General features: G+C 57.4%; 11 protein-coding genes. 4 read left to right on the top strand and 7 right to left on the bottom strand.

The features are described from left to right. Positions 1-31 precede the first annotated feature (31 nt). The gene (gene metC, locus SPL01S_RS14605; protein WP_004948223.1) at positions 32-1,228 is read right to left on the bottom strand and encodes a cystathionine beta-lyase; all 1,197 of its coding nucleotides are present in this window, start codon (positions 1,226-1,228) and stop codon (positions 32-34) included. A 456-nt stretch (positions 1,229-1,684) separates the two neighbouring features. Here metC and exbB point away from each other — a divergent pair, with 456 nt between their 5' ends. From exbB to SPL01S_RS14580, 4 genes are all read left to right on the top strand, one after another. Beyond that, entirely contained in the window at positions 1,685-2,656 is a 972-nt protein-coding gene (exbB, locus tag SPL01S_RS14595) for a tol-pal system-associated acyl-CoA thioesterase (protein WP_073972059.1), read from the top strand. A 3-nt stretch (positions 2,657-2,659) separates the two neighbouring features. Further along, entirely contained in the window at positions 2,660-3,082 is a 423-nt protein-coding gene (exbD, locus tag SPL01S_RS14590; RefSeq protein ID WP_006328132.1) for a TonB system transport protein ExbD, read from the top strand. A 138-nt stretch (positions 3,083-3,220) separates the two neighbouring features. Further along, positions 3,221-3,481 carry a type II toxin-antitoxin system ParD family antitoxin gene (locus SPL01S_RS14585; protein WP_063200826.1) on the top strand — a complete coding sequence of 87 codons (261 nt, stop codon included), beginning with the start codon at positions 3,221-3,223 and terminating at the stop codon, positions 3,479-3,481. After that, entirely contained in the window at positions 3,481-3,774 is a 294-nt protein-coding gene (locus tag SPL01S_RS14580; RefSeq protein WP_063200823.1) for a type II toxin-antitoxin system RelE/ParE family toxin, read from the top strand. The genes SPL01S_RS14585 and SPL01S_RS14580 overlap by 1 nt, the downstream gene beginning before the upstream one ends. Positions 3,775-3,821: 47 nt before the next feature. Here SPL01S_RS14580 and SPL01S_RS14575 read toward each other — a convergent pair whose 3' ends face one another. From SPL01S_RS14575 to cscK, 6 genes are all read right to left on the bottom strand, one after another. Beyond that, positions 3,822-4,640, bottom strand: a complete 819-nt coding sequence (locus SPL01S_RS14575) for a shikimate 5-dehydrogenase (RefSeq protein WP_063200819.1) — start codon at positions 4,638-4,640, stop codon at positions 3,822-3,824. 31 nt (positions 4,641-4,671) lie between these two features. Then, positions 4,672-5,715 (bottom strand): LacI family DNA-binding transcriptional regulator, encoded by a 1,044-nt coding sequence (locus tag SPL01S_RS14570; protein WP_063200817.1) that lies wholly within the window; start codon positions 5,713-5,715, stop codon positions 4,672-4,674. A 21-nt stretch (positions 5,716-5,736) separates the two neighbouring features. Beyond that, positions 5,737-7,146, bottom strand: coding sequence for a sucrose-6-phosphate hydrolase (locus tag SPL01S_RS14565; protein WP_063201013.1), 1,410 nt, complete (start codon positions 7,144-7,146; stop codon positions 5,737-5,739). Next, the gene (locus SPL01S_RS14560; RefSeq protein ID WP_062868739.1) at positions 7,146-8,516 is read right to left on the bottom strand and encodes a sucrose-specific PTS transporter subunit IIBC; all 1,371 of its coding nucleotides are present in this window, start codon (positions 8,514-8,516) and stop codon (positions 7,146-7,148) included. Before SPL01S_RS14560 ends, SPL01S_RS14565 begins: the two co-directional genes overlap by 1 nt. Positions 8,517-8,584: 68 nt before the next feature. Further along, the gene (locus tag SPL01S_RS14555) at positions 8,585-9,994 is read right to left on the bottom strand and encodes a carbohydrate porin (protein WP_063200814.1); all 1,410 of its coding nucleotides are present in this window, start codon (positions 9,992-9,994) and stop codon (positions 8,585-8,587) included. Positions 9,995-10,184: 190 nt separating this feature from the next. After that, positions 10,185-11,114, bottom strand: coding sequence for a fructokinase (gene cscK / locus SPL01S_RS14550; RefSeq protein ID WP_063200811.1), 930 nt, complete (start codon positions 11,112-11,114; stop codon positions 10,185-10,187). Positions 11,115-11,630 lie beyond the last annotated feature (516 nt).

The raw sequence follows: 11,630 nt of genomic DNA, 5'->3' as shown, positions 1-11,630 counted from the left end.
GAATAAAATTGGCAGCGCAACGGGCTGCGGATCAGCGTGCGTTGGCGATACGCTCGAACCCTTTTGCGAGGTCGGCGATCAGATCCTGCACGTTCTCCAGGCCGATATGGAGGCGTATCAGCGTGCCGGAGAAATCAACGCCGCCCGCCGGACGGATCGCCTCCAGCTCTTCCGGCTGGTTAGCCAGGATCAGCGACTCATAGCCGCCCCAGGAATAGGCCATGCTGAAATGGCTGAAGTTATCCAGATAGTCGGCCAGTTGTTTGTCGCTGAGCCGCTGTTTCAGCACGAAAGAGAACAGGCCGTTGCAGCCGCTGAAATCGCGGCGGTAGAATTCATGGCCTTTGCAGCCGGGCAGCGCGGGGTGATTGACCACCTCTACCTCCGGCCGTTCCGCCAGCCAGTTGGCGACTTCGATACTGCTTTGCTCGTGCTGCTTCAGGCGTATGCCCAGCGTACGCAGGCCGCGGCTTGCCATATAGGCGGTATCGGCGTCCACCATCTGGCCCATCAGGTAAGAATATTCGCGCAGTTGATCCCAACAGCGTTCGTTGGCCACGGCGGTACCGAGCATGTAATCGGAATGGCCGATGATGTATTTGGTGCCGGCCTGAATCGAAATATCGATATCAAAATCCAGCGCCTTGAACAGCACGCCGGCCGCCCAGGTGTTGTCGATCATGATCACCATTTCCGGCGCTACGGCGCGGATGGCCTGCACCATCGCCGGGATATCCTGAATTTCCATGGTGATGGAACCGGGGGATTCAAGAAACACCACGCGGGTGTTGGGCTGAATCAGCCCGGCGATATCGGCGCCGATCAGCGGGTCGAAATAGGTGGTCGTCACGTTCATGCGGCTAAGAATATGGCTGCAAAAATCCTGTGTCGGCTCATAGACCGAACCGGTCATCAGCACGTGATCGCCGGCGCCGACAAAAGACAAAATGGCGTTGGATACCGCCGCCGCGCCGCACGGATAAAGCACGCAGCCCGCACCGCCTTCCAGCTCGACCATCGCATCCTGAAACGCGAAGTGGGTCAGGGTGCCGCGGCGGCCATAAAACAGTTCGCCGTGGGCACGTTGGGCGGTGGCGTGTTTCTTGGCCGCAACGGAGTCAAATACCAGTGAGGAAGCGCGCTGGGTGACGGGATTGACGGAGCCCAGGGTATAGCGTTTGCTGCGCCCGGCGGCGATCAGCGTGGTTTCGATATTTTTTGACGTCATAGGAATGGGCTCACTTTTACTGGCTTTTCACTGGCGTTTTTGCGATAGCCCTTAGGTTAACATGACATATAATAGCCATCCAGACGTTTTAACTTCCAGATATAGAAACGGCCATAATCCTCTGCCGGAGAGCGTTCTGGCACGCCATCATTCTGCGTGACGGCGTTTAACTCGCTCGCATATCGGCAAACGGACAGCCCACAGGCAAAAATGCTGTCGGCGCGCGTTTGTTGCATCTCTGTGGGCGAAAAGTAACGAAAAACCCTTTAAAAGGGGAGTAAAGGGCCTGACCGGCAGCGAATGGGCGAATGTTGCGGCTCCGACGCCGCGAGATCTGAAATATTGCCGATTATTTGGTAAATAATAATGAGAACTACTATCAATCCCTGATTGGTTTGATATGATCGCACGCTGAATTATTCCTCAATTTTGATCGGTAACGGGTGGAGGCACAGCGTGAAAACGGCTGGCAAGCATTTAAATCAAGGAGCGTTCGGCCAAGGCCGGGCGCAATGGGGCAAGGCGTTAGGCCGTGGTCTGATCGCTTCAATGGTATTGGTGGTTGGGCTGGCCGGCAGCGCACAGGCTGCACCGGCGGCCAACCCCGCCGTGACCGAGAGCGTTGCTCCGGTCGCCGCGCCTTCCGCTTCAGCGCCTGACAGCCTGACCCCGCTCAATCCGGCGCCGACCCTTCAGCCACCGGAAACCCGCGGCATGGATCTGTCCGTTTGGGGCATGTACCAGCACGCGGACATCGTTGTGAAGATAGTGATGATCGGTCTGGTGCTGGCGTCTATCGTCACCTGGACCATTTTGTTCTCCAAAGGCAGCGAACTGTTCCGCGCCAAGCGCCGTCTGCGCCGCGAGCAGCTGGCGCTGGCCAATGTGCGTACGCTGGATGAAGCCAGCGAACTGGCGCAGGGTTTCTCCGAAGAAAGCATCAGCGTGGTGTTGCTGAACGACGCGCAAAACGAGCTGGAACTGTCGGCGGAGTCCAACGACAACAACGGTATCAAAGAACGTACCGGTTTCCGCCTTGAGCGCCGCGTAGCGGGTTACAGCCGAAACATGGGGCGTGGCAACGGCTTCCTGGCGACCATTGGCGCTATCTCGCCGTTCGTCGGTCTGTTCGGTACGGTTTGGGGCATCATGAACAGCTTTATCGGCATCGCTCACTCGCAAACCACCAACCTGGCCGTCGTCGCGCCCGGCATTGCGGAAGCGTTGCTGGCGACCGCGTTGGGGCTGGTTGCCGCGATCCCGGCGGTGGTGATTTATAACGTCTTTGCCCGTGTCATCAGCGGCCATCGTGCCCAGGTTGGCGACGTGGCGGCGCAGGTGCTGTTGCTGTTGGGCCGCGATCTGGATCTGGCCGCGACGGCAGAGGCCAAACGCTCACAGCATTCACACCAACTGCGGGTGGGGTGAGTTATGGCGATGCGCTTAAATGAAGATCTGGACGACAGCGGCGAACTGCATGAAATCAACGTGACGCCGTTTATCGACGTCATGCTGGTGCTGTTGATCATCTTTATGGTGGCCGCGCCGCTGGCAACGGTAGATATCCGCGTCGATCTCCCCGCTTCTTCAGCCAAACCGCAGCCGCGCCCGGAAAAACCGGTGTTCCTGTCGGTGAAAGCGGATAAGCAGCTGTACGTGGGTGAGCAAGCGGTCAGCGCCGATCAACTGACGGCGGTGCTGGATCAGCGCACTCAGGCGAACAAAGAGACCACCATCTTCTTCCAGGCCGACAAGACCGTGGACTACGAAACGCTGATGAGCGTGATGGATACGTTGCGTAAAGCCGGCTACCTGAAAGTGGGGCTGGTGGGGATGGAAGGCGCCGCGAAGTAGCGGGCCGGATATCGCTAACGATGAGAAGGGCGCCGAGGTGCCCTTTTTACTGCCTGAAATTTGAACATTAACTTGACGTGTAATGGGTAAAATAAAATACTAATAGATAGTAACTAACACTATTTTCCGGAGTCGGTTATGCCAACCAGCATTGCTTTAAGCCCTCATTTTGAAAAGTTCGTTCATGAGCAAATTGACAGCGGGCGTTACGGCAACGTTAGCGAAGTGATACGGGCGGGTCTGCGCCTCCTCGAAGAGCATGAGCGGGCGATGAAAATTGAAGAGCTGCGAGTGGCTATTGCACAGGGAATAGAAAGTGGTGAGGGAGTTCCGGCGGAGGAGGCATTTTCGCGCTTGCGGACTAAATACCAACGGATGGTGAATAACGGAAGTGACTAATGGGGTTAACACTATCGCCGGTGGCGATAAGGGATATTGAAAACATTGGTGACTATATCGCCCAAGATAACCCGGCCCGTGCGCTGAGTTTTATTTCTGAGCTATACAACCAATGCCAGCGTATTGGCGAGTCACCGGAAGTCTATCAAAAGCGCCCTGAACTCGGTCGAGATGTCAGGATCAGCACCTATGGTAAATATCTTATTGTTTTCACCGCGATACAGCGCAATGTCAGGATCGAGCGAATACTCCACGGTGCGAGGAATATTTTGCGTTTGCTGGCTTATCGTTAGAACGTTAAGAGCTGGCTTATTTGCTCAGCCCTAACGTTCAGCGCCATTCAGCCGCGAGCATGCGCCGCGGCGCGGGCGATCTGCTCATCGGTAGGGCGCACGCCGGTATAGAGTACGAACTGCTCCAGCGCCTGCAATGCAATCACTTCCGCACCGGTGATCACCCGTTTGCCCTGCGCGCGCGCGTTGCGAATCAGCGGGGTTTCCGCCGGCAGCGCCACCACGTCGAAAACGATTTTCGCCGCTTCGAGGGTTGCCGGGGCAAAGGCCAGCTGTTCCGCCTCTGCGCCGCCGGCCATGCCGATGGGCGTTACGTTGATCAGCATATCCGCAGTTAACTCCCCGACTTCCGCCAGCCACTGATAACCGTAAGCGCTAGCCAGCGCCTGGCCTGCCGCCGGGTTGCGGGCGATGATGTGTCCCCGTTTGAAACCGGCGTCGCGCAGGGCGGCGACCACCGCCTTTGCCATGCCGCCGCTGCCGCGCAGGGCGAAAGTGGTGTCCGCCGGGATCTGATGCTGTGCCAGCAGTTTGGCGATGGCGATATAGTCGGTGTTATAGGCCCGCAGGAAGCCGCCGTCATTGACGATGGTATTGACCGATTCAATCGCCGTGGCGGAAGCGTCCAACTCATCGAGGAAGGGAATGCAGCTCTCTTTGAACGGCATGGAGACCGCGCAACCGCGAATACCCAGAGCGCGCACGCCGCCCACCGCCGCCTGAATATCCTGGGTGGTGAATGCCTTATAGATAAAGTTCAGATCCAGTTCCTGGTACAGATAGTTATGGAAGCGGGTGCCGAAGTTGCCAGGGCGGCCGGCCAGCGACATGCACAGCTGGGTATCTTTGTTAATCTCACGACTCATGATGGGCTCCTTAATCGGGGAAAACCTGAATTTAGGGCTGGCCGAGCAGTGCCTTCGAACCAGGGTGACGCCAGTGGATGCTGCCCGGCAGATATAATGAATTCTGCGCCAACGGCTGCTCGTCGATAAGCCGGCTGACCATATCGAAACTGTGCTGGGCCAGGGCGCGGCAATCCTGGGCTACGGTGTCGATTTTCAGCGTCAGGCCATCGAACAGGTAGTGGTCGTCGAAACTGCAAAGGTGCAGGTCGCTTTCCATTAACTGATGCTGATTCAGATAGCGCAGCACGCCTTCCAGCAGGCCGCAGGCGGCGGTAAACAGCGCTTTCGGCGGCCGGCCAAGCTGCGCGCAAAGCTGAGCGAACATCTCGTAGCCGGAGCTGGGGTGGTAATTGCCGTTGATGATCCATTCCGGTTTACAGGTCACCCCGGCACGTTCGAGGCCGAGCTGAAAACCGGCCAAGCGATCGCGTGTTGGCGAGATGCGCGGCTGACCACCAAGGAAATAAAATTCGTCCGGATGCTGGCGCGCGACGTTTTCCACTAGCGTGGCGGTCGAGGTCAGTGAGTCTGTCATCACCAGCGGCAACTCGGAGCCGGTGATCAGGCGGTCCATCTGCACCACCGGCAGGCCGGCGTTAATCTTTTGGTATTCCACATCGCTGAGCTGGCTGGAGGCGACGATCAAGCCGTCGACCTGACGTTGCACCAGGCTGTTCACCGCCATCATTTCCTGCGCCGGGTTTTCATCGGAGCAGGCGATCAGCAACTGCAAACCGGCCTCGCGGCACAGGGTTTCCAGCTCGCGTGAAATCACGGCAAAACCGTAGTTGGTCATTTCCGGCACGACCAGCCCCAGGGTATGGCTGCGGGAGGATCGCAGCGAACGTGCATGGAAGCTAGGCTGATAGTGGTGCTCGCCGGCCAGCGCCAGAATGCGGTCACGGGTGTCGTCGGACACCCGGTATTCTTTGCTGCGTCCGTTAAGCACCAGGCTGGCGGTCGATTTCGACACGCCGGCCAGCGCGGCAATATCACTGATGGTTATGCGTTTGTTTTTTTTCACTGACGGCATCTGAGTTCAACGGGAGATGCGTCATTCTAGCATGCATGGCGTCAGCGGCCAGTGCTCCAGTGCAAGCTGCGCCTCACCGCTCAAACGCAGGCGCGGCTGCGGGCCAGGGAAGTAGCGTGAGCTCATGACCCCTTCGCCGTGGTTGATAAAAATCTCCACGCTGGAGCTGTCGAACAGCATTTGCAGATGGGTGACCTCACCGCGCCAGTAACGGTGTTCAGGCTGCCCGTTGCGCAGGTTGTTGCGCGTCAGGCGCAGCAAGGCGCCATCCCAGCTCAGCGTCATCGCATCGCCAAAGTCGGCGCTGAATGCGCCGTTGGGCGTCAGCATCACTTCGGCGCTGCCGACCGGCCAACCCGGCGCGTTATCCGCCATTCCCTGCCATTGGCTGCCCTCGCCGCGCAGCCGTTGCAGCTCGCGCGCCGGCTGTTGGTAAAGCTTGCCGTTCTGCAAAGAAAGCTCGCGCGGGCAGGTCATGGTATGGATCCAGCCGTATTGCAACGTCGGGTGACAGGCTTCGTCCTGCTCCGGTACGCCCATCCAGCCGACCAGCAGACGGCGGCCGTCTTCGGCCAGCATGGTTTGCGGCGCATAGAATTCGAACCCGGCGTCCAGCTCGTGGAATTCGCCATGTTCAAAGGCCGCCTGCCGATAATCCAGCTTGCCGGTCAGATAGCCCGCCTGGTAAACGTTGAGATAACGTTCGTCCTGCGCCGCCAGCCCCTGCGGGCAACAAATCAACACCTCGGCATCCGCCAGCGTGAACAGGTCCGGGCATTCCCACATATAGCCGAAATCGCCCATGCCGTTCAGCTGTGTGCCGGCAATCTCCCCCAACAGCTGCCAACTGCGCAGATCGGCGGAGCGCAGCAACAGCACCTTGCCGCGATCCTGCAGGTCACGGGCACCGAGCACCATGTACCAGCTGTCTTGGTGGCGCCAAACCTTGGGATCGCGCACGTGGCCGCTGTAGCCTTCCGGCAGCGGCAGCACCGGGCCGAGCTTGTCATACCCGCCCTGCGCATTTTCCAGCGCCAGGCACTGGTACGCGGTGCGAGAACCGTCGGGGTATTTTACGTTGCCGGTATACGCCAGCATGATTTTGCCGTCTGCCACCACCGCCGAGCCTGAGTAACAGCCGTGGCTGTCGTAACAAGCGCCGGGCACCAGCGCCACCGGCTGATGCTGCCAGTTGAGCAGATCCGTCGATTGCCAATGGCCCCAGCATTTGTTGCGGTGATCGCAGCCCAGCGGGTTCCACTGATAGAACAGATGATAAACCCCATTATGCTGAATAAACCCGTTGGGGTCGTTCAGCAGGCCGACGCTGGGGGCCAGATGCCATACCGGGCGATGAGGATCGCGCAGCGCCAGCGGCATACCCGTCATCAGCGCCTGAACGGCCTGTTTCATCAAATTCAGTTCTTCCATCATTCACTGTCCGTTTTGTATTTCAGCAGCAGCGAGAGCGTAAAGGCGCTGCCGAAGGCGATAACCAGACCAATGATATAGCTCAGCAGCGAGCTGGCCTGCACGATCGCCAACCCAGGGATCGCCGTCAGCCCGACGGCGTTCATGCCGACGTGATTGGCCACCACCCAGGCACCGCCGAGTGCACCGCCCACCAGCGCAGCCAGGAAGGGTTTCACAAAGCGCAGGTTGATACCGAACAGCGCCGCCTCGGTAATGCCGAGCATGGCGGAAAAGGCCGAAGGTACCGCAATGGCTTTAATCTTGGCGTCGCGGGTTTTGAAATACACCGCCAGGCAAGCGCCGCCCTGGGCGATATTGGCCATCGACCAGATCGGCAGCAGGAAGTTAACGCCGATTTTCGGGTTGCCGAGCAGCCCCGCCTCGACGGCGTGGAAGCTGTGGTGAATGCCGGTGATGACGATGGCGGAATACAGGCCGCCGAACAGGAATCCGGCGAACCAACCGGCGTGGGCAATCAGCGTGCTGAGCACGAAGGAAATACCGTCACCCAGTGCGCGCCCGGCGGGGCCGATAAACAGCATGGCGACGAAGCCGGAGATGACCACCGTCAGGAATGGCGTCAGGATCAGGTCCAGCGCGTTGGGGATCACTCTGCGCAGCTGTTTTTCCAGCACGCTCATAAACCACACCGTCAGCAGCACCGGGAACACCGTACCCTGATAGCCGATCATGGCGATCTCGAGTCCGAAGAAATTCATGGTGTGGAAACCGCCGGCGACGCCCCAGGCGTTGGTCAGCGCCGGGTGGGTCAGAATGCCGCCCAGCGTGGCGCCCAGATAAGGGTTACCGCCGAATTCGCGCGCGGCGGTGAAGCCGATCAGGATCGGCAAGATGATAAACGCCGCCGAGCTGAACATGTCCAGCATCACGAACAGCGCGCTGTTGGCGTCGGCCCAGCCGTAGGTTTTCACCATGCCGAGCAGGCCCATCAGCAAACCGGAGGCGACGATAGCCGGAATGATCGGCACAAAGATGTTCGACAGCAGGCGGGCGATACGTTGCAGCGGGTTGAGTTTTTTCGCTGCGATGTCGGCGGCTTCAGACTTGCTGGATTCGCTGACGCCCGCCGCCTTGATAAATTCCGCATGCACCTTGTTGACCAGCCCGGTGCCGAAAATCACCTGGATCTGCCCGGCATTGCTGAAGCAGCCCTTCACCCCGTCAAGTTTGCCGATTGCAGCTTTATCCACCTTGCTGTCATCCACCAGCACCAGCCGCAGACGGGTGGCGCAGTGGGCGGCGCTGGCGATGTTCTCTTTGCCGCCGAGCAGCGGCAAAAGCGCGTTAGCGGTTGCGGTAATGTCCATGTTTTCTCCCTTGATAAATCAAAACACCGCCGCGGCTTTCCGCGGCGGAAATTCGTCACCAGCCTGCGTCAGAAGAAGTACTTGAATCTGGCGCGCACGCCGTAGCGCTGATCGTTATTGGCGTTGGCTATTTTGTTATCAGCATTGGCTTCAAGCATCGAGACGTAGGCCCCGAGGTACAAATTGAAGTTCTTCATATTCATGATATTAGGTATCTGATACGAAGTATGGATGGTGTGAATGTCATACTTGCCCGGTTCACTGAGCGGGTTATTGATGTCGGCCGCCATGCCGGCAGTATTAAACTCTTTGATGTCGTTGTGGGCGTAGATATATCCCACTTCGAAACGACGCCACAGCACGTTGATGCCGGCGGTTAAGTCTTTTTCGCCCGACGCGTCCAGATAGGCGGTGCTCAGGTTGGCGACCACACCGTTGTCCGGATTGGCGGCGGTGTTGTTCCAGGTCATGGTCATGCCATAGCCGTTACGTTTGGACTGGTCGACGAATTTTCCCTGATTGTCCTGATAACCATAGGCATTGTTGACCACGTTGCTTTCCATTGCCACCGCCGCGCTGAGCTGGTCTTTCTTCCAGGCGAGCACCGGCCGCAGATAGGCGACGTTTTTCTTATTATCCAGGCTGTTGCCGTGGTAGGCCTTGTCCTGGAACAGTGAGGAACCGTCTTCCACCAGCGTATTGAGCTCGAAGTAGAAGTCGCCGGCGTATTTGCTCAGCATCAGGTTGCCGCCGCTGCTGCTGCGGCCGCGGCCTTCTTTCATCATGTAGATATAGCCGAAGCCATCGGCATACAGATCGTTGGCGGTATTGCCGGAATACTGGATGAAGGTGTCCTGATTGAGCGGGAACATGTCGTAGGCTTCAAAGCGCCCGATTTTGGTCTGCCAGTTCTTTTCGTTGCCGAAGAAGAAGGCGGCATCATCAAGGTTCATTTTACCGGTCATGTCGGCCAGCGGTTGTACGCTGAAACCGGAGAAGTTGCCGTCCTGGTTGCGACGGTAACCGTCCACGCCGACCAGAATGCGGCCATTGATATCCCAACGCTCTTTGTTGCCGGGTTTCCAGTCCTTGTTGTTGCTGGTTTTCAATGAGGTGAGCTGGCCGCTGCGGCTGGCACCGTCGAGGTTGAACTCGACGTCGCCATACAGTTTCAGATCGTTAAAACCGTTCAACTTCAGGCTGGAAGCCGGCGCAGCCTTGGTTTCCAGCGTCGCGGTACGCTGCGCAACCTGTACGGTTTGCCGCTCGGTGTTGGCGGTGCGTTGTTCCAACTGTTGTGCGTGACGTTCTGCCGCCGTGGCGCGTGTTTCGGCCTGGGTGGCACGTTGTTCAGCCTGTTGCAGCCGTTGTTCCAGCGCATTCAGGCGTGCTTCGATACTGCTGTCGGCGCCAGCCGCCGCTGCAGAGGTGGAAATGAGGAGCCCTGTAGTTACAGCCAAATAGCTAAGTTTTTTCATGGTTCTCTATCATCCGGGTAAGTTGTTTTTGTTTTGTGCTAAATTGCTAAACCGGTTTTTCATGGGGAAAGATAGAGAGTTGAAAGGCGGCTGGCAACCAAGTTTGCTAACCCGATTCAGCTATTGTGATCGAGTGCGCAAATTCGGCCCGGCAGCGGAAAAACGGTGAGCCTGGCCCACCGTGATGAGATTAGCGTTGGAGGAAATTTTTTAACTGTTCTGAGGTAGGCAGAGCGGTCATGGCGCCTTTGGCGGTGGTAGCCAAGGCACCGCAGGCTTGGGCCTGAGCGATCACCTCTGGCCACTGTTCATCCTCCGGCAGAGCGCCGAGTTGCGCCAGCGCAGCCAGCAGACCGGCGACAAAAGCGTCGCCCGCGCCGGTGGTGTCGACCGGGACAATCGAAGGGGCGCGGAAATGGCGGATCTGCTTGCCGTCATGCACGCACACGCCATCGCCGCCCAGCGTCACCAGCAGCAAACGCAGCGGATAACGCTGCATCATCCAGTCGATGGCGCTTTCCAGCTCACCGATATTGCTGATAAAACTCAATTCTTCCTGTGAGATTTTGACCACGTGCGCCAGCAGAAGCGCCTTTTGCAGGCAGGGGCGCAGCGCTTCCGGTTGGCGCCAGACATCTTCACGAATATTAGGATCAAAACTCACCCAGCCACCGGCCGCCCTGATGTTCTCCATCGCGGTAAAGGTAGTGCTGCGGCTGGGCTCTTGCGACAGGGCGATAGAGCAAACGTGCAGCCACTCATCCGCTTTGAACTCAGGCAGATCTTCAGGTTGCAGGAACAGATCGGCGCTGGGGGTGACCATGAAAGTGAAGGTGCGTTCGCCGAGCAGATCGAGATCCACCACCACGGTGGAGGTGTGATGCTTGTCATCCTGCGTCATGTGGCGGATATCTACCTGCTCTTCGCTCAGCACCTGCTGCAAGAACGCGCCGAAACCATCTTTGCCGACCCGGCCGATAAAGGCGCTATCGCCGCCCAGACGGGCGATGCCGACCGCAACGTTGGCAGGCGCGCCGCCGGGGCATTTGAGATAACTGTTTGAATTTTCAGGAACCAGATCGACTACAGCGTCACCCAGCACCCATACGCGATTTCCCATGATCCACCTCTGTTTTAACCTGTGTCAGATGGCGAGCTAAAATAGAAGAACCGGTTTAGCAATGCAATGAAAGAATCCGCAAAGGCCCTAAATCCGGGCACAGGAAGAAAGGATAGAGAGCCAGTTACTGTCTCCGGGAATAAGGGGTGCAGGTTGATAACGCCGCCCTGTGAACCTTAAATTACGGCCAGCAAGGCTACAGCTAGAAATAGGATGAATATAATTAAAAATTGGAGGTGGGATTAATAACAATATCATTCATTACGGTGATTAATTCATGATTGAATGCGCTTTAAATAGGAAATGTCTTAAATTTTGGCAGTGCTTGGCAATAATTAGTTATGATGAATAATTGCATTATTGGAATGCGATTATTCCTAACCCTTTTGGGTTGATATTTTAGTGATATTATTATTTTTTAATATAAACAGTAAGTTGCATTGTCAAGCTATAGGGTGGCAGGGTAAGGGAACTAACCTCTCGGATTATTCATACCACGTATTTGTTATCCGGCGC

The sequence above is a fragment of the Serratia plymuthica NBRC 102599 genome (assembly GCF_001590925.1).
In the GTDB taxonomy this organism is placed as follows: Bacteria; Pseudomonadota; Gammaproteobacteria; order Enterobacterales; family Enterobacteriaceae; genus Serratia; species Serratia plymuthica.
The sequence above is the reverse complement of the archived record's forward strand: the minus strand, read 5'-3'. Positions and strand labels throughout refer to the sequence as shown.